Source organism: Micromonospora humidisoli (assembly GCF_016900955.1).
Lineage (GTDB): Bacteria > Actinomycetota > Actinomycetes > Mycobacteriales > Micromonosporaceae > Micromonospora > Micromonospora wenchangensis.
Genome location: NZ_JAFEUO010000002.1, coordinates 299,386 through 319,205 on the forward strand (window position 1 = coordinate 299,386; position 19,820 = coordinate 319,205).

General features: G+C 71.8%; 22 protein-coding genes. 12 read left to right on the forward strand and 10 right to left on the reverse strand.

Annotation, left to right across the window (positions count from 1 at the left end; all coding sequences use genetic code 11):
* The first annotated feature begins 88 nt into the window (after positions 1 to 88).
* The 4 genes from JQN84_RS06725 (at position 89) to JQN84_RS06740 (ending at position 3,433) form a co-directional block, all read left to right on the forward strand.
* Positions 89 to 595 carry a DUF402 domain-containing protein gene (locus JQN84_RS06725; protein ID WP_204957561.1) on the forward strand — a complete coding sequence of 169 codons (507 nt, stop codon included), beginning with the start codon at positions 89 to 91 and terminating at the stop codon, positions 593 to 595.
* Between the two features lie 81 nt (positions 596 to 676).
* Entirely contained in the window at positions 677 to 1,678 is a 1,002-nt protein-coding gene (locus tag JQN84_RS06730) for a PPK2 family polyphosphate kinase (RefSeq protein WP_239484959.1), read from the forward strand.
* A 119-nt stretch (positions 1,679 to 1,797) separates the two neighbouring features.
* Positions 1,798 to 2,424 (forward strand): DUF47 domain-containing protein, encoded by a 627-nt coding sequence (locus JQN84_RS06735; RefSeq protein ID WP_067311399.1) that lies wholly within the window; start codon positions 1,798 to 1,800, stop codon positions 2,422 to 2,424.
* Positions 2,425 to 2,428: 4 nt separating this feature from the next.
* Positions 2,429 to 3,433 carry an inorganic phosphate transporter gene (locus tag JQN84_RS06740; RefSeq protein WP_204957562.1) on the forward strand — a complete coding sequence of 335 codons (1,005 nt, stop codon included), beginning with the start codon at positions 2,429 to 2,431 and terminating at the stop codon, positions 3,431 to 3,433.
* 54 nt (positions 3,434 to 3,487) lie between these two features.
* Here JQN84_RS06740 and JQN84_RS06745 read toward each other — a convergent pair whose 3' ends face one another.
* On the reverse strand, positions 3,488 to 4,456 hold the full coding sequence (locus tag JQN84_RS06745) for a Gfo/Idh/MocA family protein (RefSeq protein ID WP_204957563.1): 969 nt from the start codon (positions 4,454 to 4,456) through the stop codon (positions 3,488 to 3,490).
* Positions 4,457 to 4,599: 143 nt separating this feature from the next.
* Here JQN84_RS06745 and JQN84_RS06750 point away from each other — a divergent pair, with 143 nt between their 5' ends.
* Positions 4,600 to 5,520: an NUDIX hydrolase gene (locus JQN84_RS06750; protein WP_204957564.1), complete on the forward strand. Its 921-nt coding sequence runs from the start codon at positions 4,600 to 4,602 to the stop codon at positions 5,518 to 5,520.
* Positions 5,521 to 6,161: 641 nt separating this feature from the next.
* On the opposite strand, the gene pstB is transcribed toward JQN84_RS06750, so the two are convergent.
* The 7 genes from pstB to JQN84_RS06785 all read right to left on the reverse strand — a co-directional run bounded on the left by pstB (position 6,162) and on the right by JQN84_RS06785 (position 13,333).
* A complete protein-coding gene (pstB, locus tag JQN84_RS06755) occupies positions 6,162 to 6,938 on the reverse strand; it encodes a phosphate ABC transporter ATP-binding protein PstB (RefSeq protein WP_145921987.1) in 777 nt (258 codons plus the stop codon).
* A 17-nt stretch (positions 6,939 to 6,955) separates the two neighbouring features.
* The gene (gene pstA, locus JQN84_RS06760; RefSeq protein ID WP_204957565.1) at positions 6,956 to 8,044 is read right to left on the reverse strand and encodes a phosphate ABC transporter permease PstA; all 1,089 of its coding nucleotides are present in this window, start codon (positions 8,042 to 8,044) and stop codon (positions 6,956 to 6,958) included.
* On the reverse strand, positions 8,041 to 9,132 hold the full coding sequence (gene pstC / locus JQN84_RS06765; RefSeq protein WP_088643170.1) for a phosphate ABC transporter permease subunit PstC: 1,092 nt from the start codon (positions 9,130 to 9,132) through the stop codon (positions 8,041 to 8,043). Before pstC ends, pstA begins: the two co-directional genes overlap by 4 nt.
* Before the next feature lie 42 nt (positions 9,133 to 9,174).
* Positions 9,175 to 10,278 (reverse strand): phosphate ABC transporter substrate-binding protein PstS, encoded by a 1,104-nt coding sequence (pstS, locus tag JQN84_RS06770; protein WP_204957566.1) that lies wholly within the window; start codon positions 10,276 to 10,278, stop codon positions 9,175 to 9,177.
* Positions 10,279 to 10,601: 323 nt separating this feature from the next.
* Positions 10,602 to 11,525, reverse strand: a complete 924-nt coding sequence (gene mshD, locus JQN84_RS06775) for a mycothiol synthase (RefSeq protein ID WP_204957567.1) — start codon at positions 11,523 to 11,525, stop codon at positions 10,602 to 10,604.
* A 27-nt stretch (positions 11,526 to 11,552) separates the two neighbouring features.
* The gene (locus JQN84_RS06780; protein ID WP_204957568.1) at positions 11,553 to 12,440 is read right to left on the reverse strand and encodes a polysaccharide deacetylase family protein; all 888 of its coding nucleotides are present in this window, start codon (positions 12,438 to 12,440) and stop codon (positions 11,553 to 11,555) included.
* Between the two features lie 176 nt (positions 12,441 to 12,616).
* Complete coding sequence (locus tag JQN84_RS06785) at positions 12,617 to 13,333, reverse strand: winged helix-turn-helix transcriptional regulator (RefSeq protein WP_088643167.1); 717 nt, start codon at positions 13,331 to 13,333, stop codon at positions 12,617 to 12,619.
* A 273-nt stretch (positions 13,334 to 13,606) separates the two neighbouring features.
* Here JQN84_RS06785 and JQN84_RS06790 point away from each other — a divergent pair, with 273 nt between their 5' ends.
* The 5 genes from JQN84_RS06790 (at position 13,607) to JQN84_RS06805 (ending at position 17,145) form a co-directional block, all read left to right on the forward strand.
* On the forward strand, positions 13,607 to 14,644 hold the full coding sequence (locus JQN84_RS06790) for a hypothetical protein (RefSeq protein ID WP_204957569.1): 1,038 nt from the start codon (positions 13,607 to 13,609) through the stop codon (positions 14,642 to 14,644).
* A gap of 152 nt (positions 14,645 to 14,796) precedes the next feature.
* Entirely contained in the window at positions 14,797 to 15,576 is a 780-nt protein-coding gene (locus JQN84_RS06795) for an LmeA family phospholipid-binding protein (RefSeq protein WP_204957570.1), read from the forward strand.
* Positions 15,577 to 15,691: 115 nt separating this feature from the next.
* Positions 15,692 to 15,769, forward strand: a complete 78-nt coding sequence (locus tag JQN84_RS32520) for an Ms5788A family Cys-rich leader peptide (protein WP_323135737.1) — start codon at positions 15,692 to 15,694, stop codon at positions 15,767 to 15,769.
* A 203-nt stretch (positions 15,770 to 15,972) separates the two neighbouring features.
* Complete coding sequence (locus JQN84_RS06800; protein WP_204957571.1) at positions 15,973 to 16,821, forward strand: sulfurtransferase; 849 nt, start codon at positions 15,973 to 15,975, stop codon at positions 16,819 to 16,821.
* Positions 16,822 to 16,824: 3 nt separating this feature from the next.
* A complete protein-coding gene (locus JQN84_RS06805) occupies positions 16,825 to 17,145 on the forward strand; it encodes a DUF1416 domain-containing protein (RefSeq protein ID WP_204957572.1) in 321 nt (106 codons plus the stop codon).
* 113 nt (positions 17,146 to 17,258) lie between these two features.
* Here JQN84_RS06805 and JQN84_RS06810 read toward each other — a convergent pair whose 3' ends face one another.
* Positions 17,259 to 17,513 (reverse strand): hypothetical protein, encoded by a 255-nt coding sequence (locus JQN84_RS06810; protein WP_204957573.1) that lies wholly within the window; start codon positions 17,511 to 17,513, stop codon positions 17,259 to 17,261.
* Positions 17,510 to 17,734: a DivIVA domain-containing protein gene (locus tag JQN84_RS31250; RefSeq protein ID WP_372445940.1), complete on the reverse strand. Its 225-nt coding sequence runs from the start codon at positions 17,732 to 17,734 to the stop codon at positions 17,510 to 17,512. Before JQN84_RS31250 ends, JQN84_RS06810 begins: the two co-directional genes overlap by 4 nt.
* 439 nt (positions 17,735 to 18,173) lie before the next feature.
* On the opposite strand from JQN84_RS31250, the gene JQN84_RS06820 reads away from it, so the two are divergent.
* The gene (locus tag JQN84_RS06820; RefSeq protein ID WP_204957574.1) at positions 18,174 to 18,413 is read left to right on the forward strand and encodes a winged helix-turn-helix domain-containing protein; all 240 of its coding nucleotides are present in this window, start codon (positions 18,174 to 18,176) and stop codon (positions 18,411 to 18,413) included.
* A gap of 282 nt (positions 18,414 to 18,695) precedes the next feature.
* Positions 18,696 to 19,622, forward strand: coding sequence for a pentapeptide repeat-containing protein (locus JQN84_RS06825; protein ID WP_204957575.1), 927 nt, complete (start codon positions 18,696 to 18,698; stop codon positions 19,620 to 19,622).
* The last annotated feature ends 198 nt before the right edge of the window (positions 19,623 to 19,820 follow it).

Here is a 19,820-nt window from a genome sequence, read left to right on the forward strand (position 1 = left end):
TGGCGCGGTCACCGTCCGGATTGTCGTGACCTCGGACCGGTCAACTCACTGCGGCGGGGAGGGGCCGGAATCGGCTAGGGTGCGATTCATGCCGAGCGACGTGGTCCGCGTGATCTACCGCAAGTACGACGGCAGCGCCCACCGCGACTACCCGGCCCGCCGGCTGGCCGAGGACGACCTCGGGGTGTGGCTGGGGGTGACCGAGGGCACCGCGTCGGTCTACCACGGCCGGCCCTCGGTGGAGCAGATCCCCTTCGTCCTGCTGGTGCCGCACCACGCCTGGTGGACGGGCATGTTCAACCCGCCGCCGAGGACCAGCGAGGTCTACTGCGACATCGCCACCCCGGCCCGCTGGGAGGGCGACGACACCGTCCACCTGGTCGACCTCGACCTGGACGTGGTGCGCCGCCGGAGCACCGGCCTGGTGGAGCTGCGCGACGAGGACGAGTTCGCCGAGCACCGGGCCCGGTTCGGCTATCCGGACGACGTGGTGGCGCAGGCGCAGGCGGCGGCGGCGAAGCTGCTCACCGCCCTCGGTGACGGCACCGAGCCGTTCGCCTCGGCGTACCGGAAGTGGCTGGCCCTGGTGGTCTGACCTGGGCGTGGCCTGACCGACGCGGGTTCCCCCACCGATGCCCGGGAGGCGGCCGGTGCGGCGGTGGGCGAGGATCGGGGGATGCGCGCAGACGAGCAGACGGAGGTCGTCGTACCCGAGGGGGCGACGATGCGGCAGTTGTTGCGGGTGCCCGGCGGTGGCGGCCCGGTCGACCTGGGGGCGGTCGATCCCCGGGCCACCCCGGGCCTGCCCGCCGTGGCGGGCCGGGGCGGTGCCCGTAAGCCGTGGGCCCGCCGGCAGGTGGAGCTGGTCGGTGCCGGGCTGGCCCGGCAGCAGGAGATGCTCTTCGCCACCGCGCGGGCCGCCGGCGAACCGGGCCCGTCGGTGTCGGCTCCCGCCCGGGACGGGGCGCGGCTGGGCCGGGGCCGGCCGGGTCGGCTGCTGCTGGTGCTCCAGGCGATGGACTGCGGGGGCAAGGACGGCACGGTGAAGCGGGTGGCCGGCGCGATGAACCCGCTCGGCCTGCACATCCGTTCGTTCGGGCCGCCGACCCGGCAGGAGTTGCGGCACGACTTCCTGTGGCGGGTCCGCCGGGCGCTGCCCCCGCCCGGGTACGTCGGGGTGTTCAACCGCTCGCACTACGAGGACGTGCTGGTGGCCCGGGTCGACGCCCTGGTGCCGGAGCACACCTGGCGGGCCCGCTACGACCAGATCAACGCGTTCGAGCGGGAGCTGACCGACGGCGGGGTGACGGTGGTCAAGGTGCTGCTGCACATCTCGCCGGACGAGCAGGCGCAGCGGTTGTCGGAGCGGTTGACCGATCCGACGAAGTACTGGAAGTACCAGCCGAGCGACCTCGACTCCCGGGCCCGCTGGGACGACTACCAGGCCGCGTACGCGGAGGCGCTGGGGCGGTGCGACACGGACGCCGCGCCCTGGTTCGTGGTGCCGGCGGACCGCAAGTGGTACCGGGACTGGGCGGTGGCGCACCTGCTGCGGGAGACGTTCGAGGGTCTTGATCTGGGGTATCCGGCTGCCGGTTTCGACGTGGAACGGGAGCGCCAGCGGTTGGCGAGTGGCGGTGGTGACGGCCGAGGTGAACAGCAGATGAACGAGCGGTGAATCGGGTCTGACCAGGGGTAGGCCGGCGGAGACCCGCTCCGGCGGGGTACCTAGCATGCATCAGCGGACGCCCCCTGGGGCGGCGGCCACCCTTCCACCGACACGACGAGGTCCGTGCTGTGAAGTTTTCCTTCCGTCCCACCGAGGGCGCCTTCTACGAGCTCTTCACCAGGGCAGCGCAGAACCTGGTGAAGGGCACGGAGCTGCTCAACGAGCTGGCCCTGCCCGGCGTCGACGTGCAGTCGGTCAGCGAGCGGTTGACCGAGGTCGAGCACGACAGCGACCAGATCACCCACGATCTCTACAAGAAGATCAACTCCACCTTCATCACCCCGTTCGACCGGGAGGACATCTACCGGCTGGGCTCGCTGCTCGACGACGTGATGGACCACCTGGAGGCGGTCGGCAACCTGCTCTACCTCTACGGGCTCACCAAGCTCCCGTCGCTGCCGCGTGAGCTGCACGAGCTGGTCAACGTGCTCGACCTCCAGGCCAAGCTGACCGCCGAGGCGATGCCCCGGCTGAAGTCGATGAAGGATCTCGAGGACTACTGGATCGAGTGCAACCGGCTGGAGAACGACGGCGACCAGGCGTACCGGATGCTGCTGGTCCGGCTCTTCTCCGGCGAGTACGACGCGCTGACCGTGCTGAAGATGAAGGAGGTCGCCGACGAGCTGGAGGCCGCCTGCGACGCCTTCGAGCACGTGGCGAACACAGTCGAGACCATCGCGGTCAAGGAGTCCTGATCCTGTGAGTCCCGAACTCATCGCCGTGCTGGCGGTGATCGCGGTGGCCCTGGCGTTCGACTACACCAACGGCTTCCACGACGCTGCCAACGCGATCGCCACCAGCGTCTCCACCCGGGCGCTGACCCCCCGGATCGCCCTGCTCCTGGCGGCGGTCGGCAACTTCGTCGGCGCGCACTTCGGCGCGGGGGTCGCCAAGACCGTGGGCGACGGCCTGGTCACCCTCCCGACCGGGGTGGGCAGTCTCGGGGTGGTCTTCGCCGGGGTGCTCGGCGCCATCGCCTGGAACCTGATCACCTGGTACTTCGGCCTGCCGTCGTCGTCCTCGCACGCGCTGTTCGGCGGGCTGGTCGGGGCGACCCTGCTCTCCACCGGCGGCGTGGTGCAGTGGGTCACCATCGGCGAGAAGGTCATCCTGCCGATGGTGCTTTCCCCGATCATCGGGCTCACCCTCGGTTACCTGCTGATGCTGGCCATCCTGTGGACGTTCCGCAAGGGGCAGCCGGCCAAACTCAACCGGGGCTTCCGCTGGGCGCAGACCGCCTCGGCGGCGGCCATGTCGGTGGGCCACGGCATGCAGGACGCGGCCAAGACCATGGGCATCGTGGTGCTGGCCCTCTACACCGGCGGTTTCCAGGACGACAAGACGCACATCCCGGGCTGGGTCTTCTGGACCTCGGCGACCATGCTGGCGCTCGGCACGTACGCCGGTGGGTGGCGGATCATCCGGACCCTCGGCCGCAAGATCATTGACCTGGGCCCGCCGGAGGGTTTCGCGGCCGAGACGGTGGCCAGCGCGGTGCTCTACTTCAACGCGCTGGTGCTCAAGGCCCCGATCTCCACCACCCACACGATCACCTCGGCGATCATGGGGGTGGGCGCGACCAAGCGGCTCTCCGCAGTCCGCTGGAACGTGGCCGGCAACATCGTGCTCGCCTGGATCATCACGTTCCCGGCCGCCGCGCTGATCGCCTGCCTCACCTACCTGCTGGTCCGCCCGCTGTTCTGACCGTCGTCGCCGAGGGGCACCCCGGTCCCGGGGCGCCCCTCGGCGACGACGTGCTCAGGCGTAGTCGACGCCGATCCGGCCCCGGATGTCGTCCAGCAGGCCCATCACCTCCAGGGTGACCGCGTGCGGCACCAGCGGGCTCTCGGTCAGCCCGGCCGCCAGGCACCGCTGCACCTCGGCGGCCTCGTACTGGTAACCGCCGCCGGTCGGGTCGTCGGTGAGCGTCTCCGGCTCGGCACCGGCCCGGTGCAGCACCGCCGAACCCGGCCGGAAGAACGGTTCGGGCAGCTCGATCCGACCGGTGGTCCCGGTGATCGCGGCGGTCAGCGGGGTCGCCCCCACCATGCCGCAGCCCAGCGTGGCGACCGCGCCCGAGTCGTACCCGAAGACGATGCCGGTGTTCTCGTCCACCCCCTCCGGGCTGAGCTTCGCCCACGCCTGCACGTGCTGCGGCACGCCGAGCAGCAGGTGGGCCAGGCTCACCGGGTAGACGCCCAGGTCCAGCAGGGCGCCACCGCCCAGCGCCGGGTTGCGCATCCGGTGCTCCGGCGGGAACGGCCCGGCCACCCCGAAGTCGGCCCGCACGCTCGTCACCTCGCCGATCGCCCCGGCCCGGACCAGCTCGACCAGGCGCAGGATCAGCGGGTTGCAGCGCATCCACATGGCCTCCATCAGGAAGACGCCCCGGGCCCGCGCCAGCTCGACCAGCTCGGTGCTGGTGGCCAGGTCAAGGGTGAACGGCTTCTCCAGCAGCACCGCCCGCCCGGCCTCCAGGCAGATCCGGGCCGCCTCGTGGTGGGCGGCGTGCGGGGTGGCCACGTAGATCGCGTCCAGCCCGTCGTCGGCCGCCAGCTCCGCCCACGAGCCGTGGGCCCGGTCGGCCCCGTAACGGCCGGCGAACTCCTCGGCGCTGCCAACGGTCCGTGACCCGACCGCGACCAGCTCGGCCCCCGGCACCAGCCGGAGATCCTCGGCGAACCGGCCGGCGATGTGGCCGGTGGACAGAATCCCCCAACGTGTCATGCCGCTACGCTAACCCGCCGCTGGTCGCCTGCCGGTGGCCCGAGGCCGTCCTCCCGCCCCGGGGTCCGGGGTCCGCCGCCTGCCGCCCGGGGCCGGGGTCGTCGACCCGGGGGCGGTCCGGGCGGCGGGGCTAGGCTCGGCGCATGACGATCGACGGCACCGGTTTCCCCGCCCCGCCGGCCCTGGTCGAGCACGCCCGCCGGTTCCACGCCGAGGGCGGCACCCCGGCGACACCCCGGGTCGCGGCCACCGTGCTGCTACTCCGCCCGGCCGGCACCGACTTCGAGGTGTACGTCATCCGCCGGGTCGCCGCGATGGCCTTCGGCGGGGTGTACGCCTTCCCCGGCGGCGGGGTCGACCCGTCGGACTCCGAGGCGCACCTGGACTGGGCCGGGCCCGACCCGGCAACCTGGGCGGGCCGCCTGGGCGTCACGCCGGACGCCGCCCGGGCGGTGGTGTGCGCCGCCGCGCGGGAGGTCTTCGAGGAGGCCGGGGTGCTGCTTGCCGGCCCCGACCCGGACACCGTGGTGGGTGACGTCAGCGGTGACGACTGGGAGGCCGCACGGCAGGATCTGGAGGCACGCCGTCGGGGCTTCGCCGGGCTGCTCGCCGAGCGGAAGCTCACCCTGCGGTCCGACCTGCTGCTGCCGTGGAGCCGGTGGATCACCCCGGAGTTCGAGCCGCGCCGCTTCGACACGTACTTTTTCGTCGCTCTGCTGCCCGCGGGGCAGCGGACCCGGGACGTCTCGGGCGAGGCCGACCACACCATGTGGATCCGCCCGGCCGACGCCCTGGCCCGCGCGCGGGACGGTGAGCTGGCCATGCTCCCGCCCACCCTGGTCACCCTGGCCGAGGTGGCCGCCGCTGCGGCTGGTGACGGTGTGTCGGCCGGCGGCGTCGCCGCTGGCGGCGGTGATGGTGCCGGCGGTGATGGTGCCGGCGGCGTGGCTGCTGGCGGTGGCCTGGCTGCGGTGGCGCGTGCCTCGGCGGCCCGGGACGCGGCCACCCCGGTGACCCCCCGCCTTCACGTCGCCGAGGACGGCACCCCGCACTTCATCGCCTGACCGGCTATGTCCCGCGTCGGGCAGGGGGCCGAGCGGCCGCCGCCCCTGCCGTGCCCGCCCCTGCCGCGCGTCCTCACCGCGCCCGCTCCGGCTGCGCCCGGCCCTCCCGCGCCCGGGTCCGCCGCGCCTGGCCTTCCCGCGTCCGGGTCCGCGGTGCCTGGCCTTACCGCGTCGGGGTCCGCCGTGCCTGGCCTTACCGTGCCTGGCCTTACCGCGTCCGGGTCCGTCGTGCCTGGCCTTACCGCGCTCGGCCTTCCCGCGTCCGGGTCCGCCGTGCCTGGCCTTACCGCGCTCGCCTTACCGCACCCGGGGTCCGCCGTGGGCGGCCCCGCCGCGCCCCACCGAGGGGGTTCACCTCGGATCCTTTCGAGCTGATGACGTTGGCGACTCACCGGCACCCGCCGGTGCGGGCGGCGGTTCGCCGTGCCGTCGGGCGGGGGCTTCTCAGGGCTATGGGACCGGTGAGGTCGCCGGACAGGCGAGTCGTTGACGTCATCAGGTCGAAAGGGCCCGCTGGAGTGTTCCTGGACCGCATCATTCCGCCGCGTCGGCGGTCGCCCCCGCAGGGACGCCCCGGCGCAGCGAACGTGCGGACCGGACCGGCTGGACCGGCCCGTAAAGACCGGACCGGCGGGCGGCAGTCAGCCGAAGCGGCCGGTGATGTAGTCCTCGGTCTTCTTCTGGCCGGGGTTGCTGAAGATCTTCTGGGTGTTGTCGTACTCGATGAGCCGGCCGGGGTCGCCGGTCTTCTCGATCGAGAAGAAGGCGGTGCGGTCGGAGACCCGGGCCGCCTGCTGCATGTTGTGGGTGACGATGATGATGGTGAACTTGTCCTTGAGCTGGAACATCAGGTCCTCGATGGCCAGCGTCGAGATCGGGTCCAGCGCCGAGCAGGGCTCGTCCATCAGCACCACCTGCGGCTCGACCGCGATGGTGCGCGCGATGCAGAGCCGCTGCTGCTGACCGCCGGACAGGCCCGCGCCGGGCTTGCCGAGCCGGTCCTTGACCTCGTCCCACAGGTTCGCCGCGCGGAGCGCCTTCTCGGCGGCCTCGTCCAGGATGGACTTCCGGCGGACCCCGTTGAGCCGCAGCCCGGCCACCACGTTCTCGAAGATGCTCATGGTGGGGAACGGGTTCGGCCGCTGGAACACCATGCCGATCATGCGGCGGACGGCGGTCACGTCGACGTCGCGGTGGTAGACGTCCTGGCCGTCGATGGTCAGGCTGCCCTCGACCCGGGCACCCGGCAGCACCTCGTGCATCCGGTTGATCGACCGCAGGAAGGTCGACTTGCCGCAGCCGGACGGGCCGATCAGGGCGGTGACCGTCTTCGGCTCGACCGTCAGGTTGATGTTCTCGATCGCCTTGAAACCGCCGTAGTAGGCGGTCACGTCGGTGGCGTCGATGCGCTTGGCCATGGTGGTACCTCCGGGGTTCATCGGCCGAGCCGGTTGCGGCGGGCCAGCAGCTTCGCGGCGACGGTCAGGACGAGCACGAGGACGACCAGGGTCAACGCCGCGGTCCAGGCCCGTGCCGGGGAGTACTTCGACGCCTCGCCGGCCTGCTGGTACACGAAGAGGGCCAGCGACGACTGGTTGTTCTCGAACGGGTTGAAGTTGATCGCCGCACCACCACCGGCGACGAGCAGCACCGGGGCGGTCTCACCGGCGGCCCGTGCGATGGAGAGCATGATGCCGGTGACGATGCCGGGCAGTGCGGTCGGCAGGACCACCCGCAGGATGGTCTTCCACTTCGGCACGCCGAGGGCGTACGCGCCCTCCCGCAGCGGCGCGGGGACCAGCCGCAGCATCTCCTCGGTGGAACGGACCACCGTGGGCAGCATCAGCACGCTCAACGCGAGCGCGGCGGCGAACCCGGAGAAGCCGGGCTGCCCGTCGTTGAACCACGGGGACACGATCAGCACCCAGAAGGCCAGCACGAACAGGCCGGTGACGATGGACGGGATGCCCGTCATCACGTCGACGAAGAACCGGATGGTGAAGGCGAACCGGCCCCGGCCGTACTCGACGATGTAGATCGCGCAGAGCACGCCGAGCGGGACGGTGATCGCGGTGGCGATGCCGACCTGCTCCAGGGTGCCGACGATGGCGTGGTACGCGCCGCCGTTGGCGTCCCGGGCCCCGATGTTGTTCATCGAGCTGCCGAAGAAGTCACCGTCGAGCCGGGCGGTGCCCTTGCTGACCAGCGTCCACACCACCGAGGCGAGCGGCAGCACGGCCAGCACCAGGGCGGAGTGGATCAGCGCGCTCCAGAACCGGTTGCGGGCCGAGCGCCGGCCCTCGACCGCGTTCGCCGCGACGAAGAGACCGGTCAGGTAGAGCACCGCGCCGAGCACCACGACCAGGACCGGGCCGCCGAGGTCGACACCGTAGACGAGGCCGGCGGCGACCAGCAGGGCCAGCACCGCCAGGGCGGGGGCGGCGTACCCGGGCAGACGGCGGGCCCGCAGGCTGTCCGGCTGGGCCGGTGGGCGGGAACGGCGGGGGGTGAGGGTGGTGGTCATGCGGCCGACTCCGTGAACTCGCGGCGGCGGTAGATGATCGCCCGCGCGGTGATGTTGACGACCAGCGTGATGGCGAAGAGCACCAGGCCGGAGGCGATGAGCGCACCCCGGCCGGTCTCGTTGGCCTCCGCGAACCGGTTGGCGATGTTCGCGGCGATGCTGTTGCCGCCGTTGGCGAGGATGTTGAACGAGATGGCGTACGTCGAACCGAGGGTGAGCGCGAGCGCGATGGTCTCGCCGAGCGCCCGACCCAGGCCGAGCATGACGGCGGCGATGATGCCCGGCCGGCCGTACGGCAGCACCGCCGTGCGCAGCATCTCCCAGCGGGTGGCGCCCAGCGCGAGGGCGGCCTCCTCGTTGGCGGTCGGGGTCTGGAGGAACACCTCGCGGGAGAGCGAGGTGATGATCGGCAGCACCATGATCGCCAGGACCAGCGAGCCGAGCAGGATCGAGTTGCCGTACGGGCCGTCGCCGAAGATCGGGATCCAGCCGAAGTACCGGTTCAGCCAGGCCGACAGGTCGGCGACCGGCCCGACCAGGTAGTCCCGCCCCCACAGGCCGAACACCACGCTCGGCACGGCGGCCAGCAGGTCGATCACGAAGCCCAGCGCGGTGCCGAGCCGCCGGGGCGCGTAGTGCGACAGGTAGAGGGCGATGCCCAGCGCCACCGGCACCGCGACCAGCAGCGCCAGCAGGGCGGTGAGCACGGTGCCGAAGGCGAGCGCGCCGATGCCGAAGGTGGGTGGATCGTCGTTGGGGAACCACCCCTCGAAGGTCCAGAAGTTCGCACTGTTGGCCCGTAGCGCCGGCACGGCCTTGGCGATCAGGAAGACCGCGATGGCCGCGATGATGACCAGCACGGCGACGCCGGCGGCCAGGGTCACGCCACGGAACGCCCGTTCCGCGCCGAACGCGCGGGCCCGGGGCAGCCCGCCGCCTCCGCCGAGGCCACGGTCGTCATCGGGGGTACGGGGGCTGACTGGTGCCTCGGCCACACGCGCCGAGGCACCGGCGGACCGCTCGTGACCCAGGGTCACGGGGTGTCCGCCGGTGCCGGCGTGTGCCGAGCGGTGAGGGGTTTCACCCATCTGCTCGCTCGCTTCGACTTGAGGTGATGTCGCTCGGGATGGTCAGGCCAGGTTCTTGACCGCGGCCTCGACCTTGGTCCGGACCGAGTCGGGCAGCGGGGCGTAGCCCAGCTCCACCAGTTCGGCCTGGCCCTCGGTGCTGGCGGCGTGCCCCAGCAGGCCCTTGACCAGCGGCAGCTTGTCGGCGGCGATGCCCTTGCTGCACACGATCTCGTAGGTCACCAGGACGATCGGGTACGCCCCGGCCTCCTTGGTGGCGTAGTCGATCGACATCTTGAGGTCGTCGCCCTGGCCCTCGATCTTGGCCCCGGCGATGGTCTTGCCGGCCGACTCGGCGGTCAGCTCGGTGTACTCGCCGGCCCCGTTCTGCACCTTGGCCTTCTTCAGGCCGGAGTTCTCGGCGTACGACCACTCGACGTAGCTGATCGTGCCCTCGGTGCTCTTGACCTTGGAGGCGACCCCGTCGGACTTGGGGGCGCCGAGGCCACCGGGGGCCTTCCACGCCTTGTTGTTGCCGAAGGTCCACTCGGCCGGCGCGGTCTTCGACAGGTACTTGGTGAAGTTGTCGGTGGTGCCCGACTCGTCGGAGCGGTGCACCGTCTGGATCGGCGAGGCCGGGAGCGTGGCGTTCGGGTTGTCGGCCTTGATCGCCGGGTCGTCCCACTTGGTGACCTTGCCGGCGAAGATCTGCGCCAGGGTGGTCGGCTTGAGCTGGAGGTTGTCCAGGCCACCGACGTTGTAGACGACCGCGACCGGGCCGATCACCATCGGCAGGTTGAGCGCCGCGCCGCCGGTGCACTTGGCGTCGGCCTGCGGCTGCTCCTCCGGCTTGAGGGCGGAGTCGGAACCGGCGAAGTCGGCGGTGCCGGCGATGAACGCCTGGATGCCCGCGCCCGAACCGGTCGACTCGTAGTTGATCGTGGTGCCGCTGCACTTCTGCTGGTACGCCTTGATCCACTCAGCCATGGCGTTCTTCTGCGCGGAGGAGCCCTGCGCGTTCAGGGTGCCCTTGCCACAGTCGGCCGCGCTGGCCGAGCCGGAGGCGGAGGCGCTGGCCGGCTCGTTGTTGTCCGAGCCGCAGGCGCTGAGGCCGAGGACCGCGGTAAGAGCGAGGCAGGCAATGGCGCCGTGCCGCTGGAGCTTCACCTGAGGGGTTTCCCTTCACGTCTTTGGTCAGGTCGCCCGGATGGGGCCCGAGTGCCGGCGCTGACCGGCTGACACGAAAGCTAGAAGTGCCAGGTAGACGGTTCGCCGGTCGGAAGTGAACGGAGCATGAACAGCCCCGGCCGGGAAGGTGACCGCTGCCTGAGGCAGGGTTGTCCGTTAGGTGAACTGCCGTCCCGGTATCCGCATTGATGCGATATATCCGGGCAGCCGTTATCCGCGCGTGGCCCCGCCGTTACCGCACGGAGACCGCACCGGTCGTGCCTCGGCAGGTCACCGGACGGGGTGGAGGGGACGGGGCGGCGTCAGCCCAGGTGGTAGTTGACGTGCCCGCACCAGCGGGCGAACCCGAGCCGTTCGTAGAGCGCGACGGCGGCGGTGTTCGACTCGTCGACGTAGAGCATCACCCGGTCCAGCCCGCGCCGGTCCCGCAGGTAGGCCAGGCCGGCCGTGGTGAGTGCGCGGCCCAGGCCGCCGCCGTGGGCGTCCGGGTCCACCCCCACCACGTAGACCTCACCGGTACGGGCCGAGCCCGGCCGCTCGTGCACCTTGGTCCAGTGGAAGCCGAGCAGCCGCCCGGCGGCGTCGACGGCGAGCAGGAAACCGTCCGGGTCGAACCACGGCTCGGCCTGCCGGGCCCGCAGGTCGTCGATGGTCCACCGGCCCTGCTCGGGGTGCGTGGCGAAGGCGCGGGCGTTGAGCGCGAGCCAGGCGTCGTCGTCCGCACCGGGGCGGAAGGACCGCAGCGTCACCCCGTCCGGCAGGCGGGGCGGTGGCACCGCAGCGGTCAGCGGCCGGCGCAACTGCCAGAGCACCCGGGCCCGGGTGAAACCGAGGTCGACGGCGAGCGCCGCGGCGGACGGGTGGTCACCGTGCGCCCAGGCCCGCAGCGGGCCGGACGCCGCCGCGAGGACGCCCCGGACCAGCGCCCGCCCGGTGCCCCGTCGCCGGAAGGCCGGGTGCACCACCAGTTCCACCCCGATTCCGGATTCCGGCTCGGTGGTGTCCAGGTGGGCGTAGCCGGTCAGGGTGCCGTCGGTGGCGCGGGCGGTCAGGTGCCCGGCCGCCGCCTGCGGGTCACGCAGCCGCAGCAGGGTGTGCTCGTCGAACGGATCGGCCCCGTCGGCGTCGCCGCCGAGCCGGGCCAGGGCCAGCACCTCGGTCGCCTCGGCCGGGGTGAGGCGGTCGGTGCGGACCACCCGGTCGGCGTTCGGTTCGACGCTGCTCATCCCGCCACCGTAGTCGGCGTCGCCGGCTCAGTTGGCCCCGCTGGTCGGTAGCGCCTCCAGATGGAACCGGCCGGTCAGGTCGGGCAGCAGCCGACGCAGCGCGTCCACCGTGCCCTGCCGGTCGCCACCGGCGTCGTGCATGAGCACGATCGCGCCCGGCCCGGTGTCCCGGGAGACCGCCGCGATGATCTTCGCGGCCCCGGGGACCTGCCAGTCGTTGGGGTCGACGGTCCAGTGCAGCGGGGTCATCCCCAACCCTTCGGCGACCGACACCACGGGGTAAGTCCAGGCCCCGCCGGGCTGCCGGAAGTAGCTGACCGGGGCGTCCGGCACGGCGGCGTGGATGGCCGCGTTGGTCCGCAGCAGGTCGGCCCGGATCAGAGCGGGGGATCGCTTGCCGAGCAGCACGTCATGCTGCCAGGAGTGGTTGCACAGGGTGTGCCCGTCGGCCACGATCGCCCGGATCAGGTCCGGGTGGTCCTGGGCGTTCTCGCCGACCACGCAGAACGTCGCCTTGACCCCGTACGTGCGCAGCACCTCCAGCACCTGCGGCGTGTACGTCGGGTCGGGGCCGTCGTCGAAGGTCAGCGCGACCTCGCCGGTGCCGGTGCTGGCGTGGCTGCCGAACGGGCCGTCTCCGCCGCTGGCGGGTTGCGCCGCGTCCGGGTCGGCCCCGGCGGTGGGGCTGCCGGCCGGGGTGGTCCCGTCGGGGCTGGTGCCGTCCGTGGTGGCGGGCGGCGCGGCCGGGTCGGCGGGTTGCTCGCCGTACTGGGCCCCCGCGATCTGCGTCGTGCCGAGGGGCTGGCGGGGCGGGTCGGGGGTCATGCTGCGGCCGAGCGCGTACGCGGACCCGAGCAGGGCGGCCAGCACCAACGTGACGACGCCGATGGTGCCGCCGGTCGACCGGGTACGCATCAGCGCCACCGTCGGTCCGGATCGCGGGACGGTCCTCGTGTCGCCCCCGTGGTCAGTGCACGCACCGTAGCCCCTCTCACCCTTGCTGATTCCGGCACCAAGAATAGAGCCGACAACAAGGGCAAAAGGGGCGTATCGGAAATAGTCCTATCGGGGTGCGGTGGTACCGCCCGGAATCAGACCGGCAACGGGGCGGGCTCGGACTCGGGCAGCGACCGGGACGACGGCGGGACCACGAACTTGTAGCCCACCTGGCGGACGGTGCCGATCATCGACTCGTACTCCGAGCCGAGCTTGGCCCGCAGTCGCCTGACGTGCACGTCCACCGTCCGGGTGCCGCCGAAGTAGTCGTAGCCCCAGACCTCGCGCAGGAGCTGGTCCCGGGTGAACACCCGGCCCGGGTGCTGGGCGAGGAACTTGAGCAGCTCGAACTCCTTGTAGGTGAGGTCGAGCGGCCGGCCCTTCAGCTTCGCCGCGTAGGTGTCCGGGTCGATGTTCAGCTCGCCGGCCCGGATCGAGCCGCCGGCGCCGGAGGTGGCGTTGCTCAGCCGGCCCACGGCGAGCCGCAGCCGGGCCTCCACCTCGGCCGGACCCGCCCCGGCCAGGATCACGTCGTCGACGCCCCAATCGGCGTTCAGGGCGATCAGGCCGGCCTCGGTCACCACCGCGACCAGCGGCACGCCCAGCCCGGTGGCGTGCAGCATGCGACAGGTGGCACGAGCCTCGCTCAACTCCGACCGGGCGTCGACCAGCACCGCGTCCGGGCTTGGCCCGGAAACCAGGGTGCGGACGTCACGCGGTGCGGTACGGACCGAATGCGGCAACAGGTCGAGTGCCGGCAGCACCGCCGAGGGCTCACCTGCGCGCGCGGTCACCAGCAGCAGGAGCTCCACACGATCACCTCCGTCCCGGCGGCCCTTCGGCCGCACGCGACCAGCTGCCCCGCGGGTGGGCAGGGCGCTGAGAACTTGCGTGGGTCCCGGCGTCGCTGACGGGCGGGTAACAGCCTGAGCGTAACCGATTGCTCCGCTGTCACCCCGGCGTCCTTTCCTGTTTGTCGGATCTGCCCGTGATCACCGGTCAGGTTTTAACGTCGCCGAAACCGTGATCCCCGTCCGGCACCCCGTGATCCCCGCCGAACCCCGTCGGTCTGGCACGATCGGGGCGTGTTTCCCTCCACCTCGCCCGAGACCGGCCGTGACCCGTGGGCCGACGACGCCCCCGACGGCCCGGCGGACGGGCCCGCACCCGGGCCCCGCCCCGCCCCGGACGACGACCCCGGAAGCCGACGCGAACGCGGCCCGCGCCGGTTCCGCAAGGGCGGCGCACCGCGTCGCAGCGAGGACGACGAGGTCGAGCCGGACGAGGAACCGGTCGAGCCGGTCGAGGTACGCCGGCAGCTCTCGCTGACCGTCGCCGGTTTCGCCGCGCTGCTCGGCGTCGGCCTGGTGCTCGGCGCGCAGACCGCCGGCCCCGGGCACCGGCTGCCGTTCGCGATCATCGTGTTCGGCGTGCAACTGCTCTTCGTGCTGGCCTGGACGATGGCCATGCGCCCGCCCGCGCTGCTGCTGGTCGCGCTGACCAGCGGCGTGGTCGCCGCCGGGGCCGACATCGCCGCCGTGCAAACCGACGTCGCCGGGCTGGCCCCGCTCGGGTACGTGGCGCTGGGCGGGTTCCTGGTCGGGGTGCTCGGCCAGCTCGTCCGCCGGGTGGACCGGGTGCGGGTGACCGACTCGCTCGGCACCACCCTGCTCATCGTGGTCGGCGTGGTGGCGTTCGCCACCCTGATCACGCTCAGCCGGATTCCCGCCGGCACCCAGGCGATCACCGTCTGCCTGGCCGCCACCGGCGTCGCCCTCACCGTGGCCCGGCTCACCGATGCCGTGCTCGCCTGGCCCCGGCTCGCGCCGCAGGTGCCCCGGGGGGCCGCCGGGGTGGTCGTCGGCGCGATGGTGGGCACCCTCACCAGCGCCCTGCTCGGCAGCTACCTGGTCGGCTTCACCCCGACCAGCGCCGCGGTGATCGGGCTGGTCAGTGCGGCCACCGCCGTGCTGGCCGACCTCGCCGTCGGCTACGCCGAGGCGGGCCGGCTGATGGCCGGCGAGCCGCCCACGATGTGGATCGCCCGGCACATGCAGGGTCCGCTGGGCGGGTTCGCGCTTGCCGCTCCGGCGGCGTACGCCATGTGTGTGCTCTTTCTCTGATCCTCCGACGCCGGCCGGGGCCGCTGACGGCGGTGGGGCGCGCGGCGCGATTGGGCGCGGCGGCGCTCGGGTAGTAGCGGTGCGCCGCGGGCGGCGGCATCGATGACAGGCACGTCGCGTACCCGCGACGGCGACGAAGGACGGAGACGGGCGTGGCGCAGACGTACGAGGAGCGGCCCCGGCGGCGCGGGCGCAGGTGGCTCGTCGTACTGGTGATCCTGGTGCTGATCCTGGGCGGATTGCTGGTGGTGGCCGACCGGGTGGCGGCCGGGCTGGCCGAACGCGCCATCGCCGACCAGGTGCAGCAGGCGATCACCGACCAGGACGCCAGTTCCGCGCCGCCCCAGGTCGACGTGGGTGGTTTTCCGTTCCTCACCCAGGTCGTCGACGGCCGGTACGAGCGGATCTCCATCGTGCTGACCGACGTGCAGGGCTCGGTGGAGGGCAACGCGGTCAGCCTGCCCCGGCTCGACGTGGACGCCCGTAACGTGCGCGCCCCGCTGGACACGATCCGTTCGGGGCAGGGCGAGGTGGTGGCCGAGACGGTGGCCGGCACCGGCACGGTCACCTACGACAGCCTGGCCAAGCTGCTGGACCGGCCGGGCCTCAAGCTCGGTGAGCAGAACGGCAAGCTGGCCGTCACCGCGCCTGTCGACATCCTCGGCCAGAAGCTCACCGTCACCGGCACCGCCGACGTCACCGTGGCCGACGACGGCAAGGTGTCGCTGAAGTTCAGCGACCTGAACGCCCAGGGGCTGCCGGCGGTGCCGCTGGCCCGGACCCTGCTGAACAACTACGCCCGGGGCATCTCGGTGGACGTGCCGCTGCCGTCGCTGCCGTTCCAGCTCAACGTGCGCAAGGTCGAGCCGCGCCCGGAGGGGCTCACGGTGACCGCCGACGCGAAGGACGTCCCGATCAACTCGCCGAGCTGAGTCACCGCTCAGCCGTGAACGCGGACCCGCCGGGCGTTGCCCGCCAGGTGGGCAGACGTCCCGCATGTTGGTCGTGAGCTGCCACTCTCCGATACGGCTGGTAGGCTCCGAGCTCATGGGGACGCACCTCACCAAACGGCGCGCGGTCGACCTGTGCCGCGTGGCCACCTGCCTGTGTCGCTCCGTCATCTGACGGCGGGGCTGTCTCCGGCCGCCCAGCGGCCACCGCACCCAGGGTCCTTCCGACCTTCGGTGCCAACCCTCCGAAACGCCCGGCAGCGGCGCCGTCGCACGAACCCGTGATCCGTTCCTCTATGGGTCCCGCGCATGGTGCGACATCACCGATCTCCACCACCCGCGCTGGCTCACCACCCATCCTCACCAGGGAGTGATCTGATGAGTCGCGACACCGCACTCGTCTCGGCCGAGTGGGCCGAGAAGAACCTCGACGCCCCGGGCGTCGTCTTCGTCGAGGTCGACGAGGACACCTCGGCCTACGACACCGGCCACATCGCCGGCGCGATCAAGCTCGACTGGAAGACCGACCTGCAGGACCCGATCCGCCGGGACTTCGTCAACAAGGCGCAGTTCGAGGCGCTGCTGTCCGAGCGGGGCATCGGCAACGACGACGTCGTGGTCCTCTACGGCGGCAACAACAACTGGTTCGCCGCGTACGCGTACTGGTACTTCAAGCTCTACGGCCACCGCGACGTCAAGCTGCTCGACGGCGGTCGCAAGAAGTGGGAGCTGGACGCCCGCCCGCTGGTCACCGACGCGGTGGAGCGGCCGAAGACGCAGTACGTCGCGCAGGAGCCGGACACCTCGATCCGGGCCTTCCGCGACGAGGTCGTCGCCGCGATCGGCACCAAGAACCTGGTCGACGTGCGCAGCCCCGACGAGTTCGCCGGTCGGCTGCTGGCCCCCGCCCACCTGCCGCAGGAGCAGGCGCAGCGGGCCGGTCACATCCCCACCGCGATCAGCGTGCCGTGGTCCAAGGCGGCCAACGAGGACGGCACCTTCAAGTCCGACGACGAGCTGCGCAAGATCTACGCCGACGCCGGGCTGGACGACGGCAAGGAGACCATCGCGTACTGCCGGATCGGCGAGCGCTCCTCGCACACCTGGTTCGTCCTCCAGGAGTTGCTCGGCCACTCCAACGTCAAGAACTACGACGGTTCCTGGACCGAGTACGGCTCGCTGGTCGGTGTGCCGGTGGCCCTCGGCGACGAGCCCGGGGAGGCCTGAGCCATGACTGCTCCCACCGCCGCCGGCTGCGCCGCGCCGGACCAGTCCGCGCCCCTGCCGGCCAGCCTGGACCTGGAGAAGGAAACCGTCATCACCGGCCAGGTGCTGGCCGGGTCGGGCGAGCCCGTGCCGGGCGCGTACGTCCGGCTGCTCGACTCGACGGGTGAGTTCACCGCCGAGGTCGTCACCTCCCCGACCGGCCAGTTCCGGTTCTTCGCCGCGCCGGGCAGCTGGACCTTGCGGGCGCTGTCCCGGCACGGCAACGGCGACACCGCCGTGACCGCCAGCCGGGGCGTCAACGAGGTCTCCGTCACGGTGGCCTGACCCACGCTCACGATCGGCCCGGGGCCGGTCACCCCACCCGGGGTGACCGGCCCCGCGCCGTAGCCCTCTCCGGCACCTCGCGCCGGCACCGCCCCGGTCGCCCGGCGGGCGCGTCACGAGGTGCAGCCGCCCTGGTGGTCGACCCGCCGGACGCAGCGGCGACGCCCACCGAGCCGTCGGTCGCAGAAGACCTGGTGCTGCGGTTCCGACCCGCCCTCCTCGGAGACGGTCGTCTCGCCCAGCACCAGCTCCGGCAGGAACGCCAGCGACCGGCCGATCGCGCCGGCCAGCAGCCGCGCCGCCGGCAGGTCGTCGGCAGCGACGGTCAGGTGTACGACGAACCGCTCGCGTCCGGTCGCGGCGGTCACGCCCGCACCACCCGGGGTGCGAACCGGGACTGCCAGTCGCGCAGCGCACCCTTGATCCGTGCGTTCTCCTCCCGGGTACGGGCCAGCTCGGCGTGCAGCACGGCCAGCTCGTCGGCGACCCGGTGCAGGAACCCGTCCACCTCGGCCGGGTCCAGCCCGTGCCGGGACCGCCGGAACCGTTGCTGCCGCACCTGACTCGTACACAGCGGCCGGTACGCCACCGGTCGATGCTGGTGTGCCGCCGGCCCGTGGTGGTGCCCAGTGTTCTGCCGCCCCGACGGCCCGGACCGCCTGACGGGACGGTTGCCGGTCCGGCTGCTCGCGACATGGCTGGTCGGGACCTGGATGGTCGGGGGTCGGTCGGTTGCCGTCGACCGGTTCCGGCGGAACAGCCGGAGGAACCTGCACACGATGGGACCACCTCTCCGCAGGGGGCAGCGGGGGATCGTGCTGCCGTGGAAGGTGGCCGGGGCGGGCGGTTTCCCTTCCACTGCACCCACCCCGGCCGGGGGAGAGCCCTGCTCGTTGCCACGCGAGGAGCGCTCGGCGACCAACTTAGTCACGGAAGTCTTCTAAGGCAACCTCCAATTGTCTTGTGTCTTCCGCTTGTTCAGTGCGCTTGTTTTGTGATCGAATCGGAGGTGCCACGCGAGGAGTGCTATGCCTGCTTTGCCTGATTACTTCAAGATCGCCAACGAGATCATGTCGGACACGCGGAGCGGTCGCCTCAAGCCGGGGGACAAGCTGCCGTCGATCGCTGAGCTGTGTGCACTGCACAAGGTGAGTGCATCGACGATCAGGATGGTTTTTGTGCGCCTTGAGGCGCTTGAAGTGATCGACCGCCATCAGGGCAAGGGTGTCTATGTGACCGACCCGGCGACCTGGCTGCGCAAGCCCTGACCGGTAGCTGACGGTTCAGCTGCCACCGCCGTGACAGGGTGATCGCATGTGTTCGGAGAGTGGCCTACACCGCGTTTAATGGTGCCTGTGTCCACGGATGCCGATCAACCGCCTGCGCGAGGTCCACGCAGTGGTGTGCCCGCATCGAGACGGCCGTGGCGGGCTGCGGGTCAGCCGCCGACCAGGAACAGGGCGCTACGCCCCTCCCTGCCTGCGACGACCCGGCTGGAAATCGTCCCGGCCGGCAAGGTCGACGTCGTAGCTGACCCCTGGCAGCGGCTGGTGGCTGTCGGCAGCATCCTGTCGGTGCTGTTCGTGGCCATCGGCCTCTATCTCACCAACGAAGCCAACCGGGAACAGCAGCGGCTCACCGCGCAGGGGCAGATCACCGACCGGTTCTCCAAGGCCATCGAACAACTCGGCCAGGCCGGCGCGGAGAAGGTCGACGTGCGACTGGGCGCGATCTACGCACTGGAACGCATCATGCGTGACTCGGCTGCGGACCAACCCGCCGTCGTCGACATTCTCGCCACGTTCATCCGGGTCCATGCCCCCGCGCCCGTAGGGGTCACGCCCATCCCGACGCCCTCCCGCTCCCCGCGAGCCTCCCTGACCCGGTCCAACCCACCGGTTGACATCCAGGCCGCGCTGACCGTGCTCGGCCGCCGCGACAGCGCCCGTGACGGCACCGTCGGTGCGGGTGACGAGGACCCGAGTCCCCGCCGATTGAACCTCTCCGGCGCGGACCTGAGCGGCGCGGACCTCAGCGGTGCCGACCTGCTCCGCGCCAATCTGAAAGGGTCGCACCTGCTCGGCGCGGATCTGAGCAACGCGAATCTGGCCAACGCGAATCTGGGTGAGGCGGACCTGAAGGGTGCGGACCTGGGCCACGCGAATGTGCGGGACGCGGTCCTGCTCCGGGCGAATCTGGAGGGCGCAAACCTGGAAGATGCGGATCTGAGGGGTGCGCTTCTGGGCCTCGCGAACCTGGGCGGCGCCTACCTGATCCATGCGGACCTGAGCGGCGCGAACCTGAGCGGCGCGAACCTGCGCTATGCGCTCCTGAGCGGTACGGACCTGAGTGGCGCGAACCTGTTCGGGGCTGATCTGAGGGGTACCGGACTGCGCAACGCGCGTTGGGAATGTGCCAGAACGAATGACGACACCCGGCTGCCAGCAGGAGCGGTCCGTCCGAAATCGTGCTCCTGATGAGCCGGCCTCCACCGCCGCGCACACCGGATAGCTCAACCATTGGGCCGGCGTAGCGGTATCAGAGCGGGCGGATACCGCTACATCGGCCCAATAGCGTCGATCACGAGGGACGCCGCCCCAGAGGGCGGGGGGAGAGATGGCGGTGGCCGCCGACCCCGGGCGGGGTCGACGGCCACCGGGTGGGGCCGGTCAGCC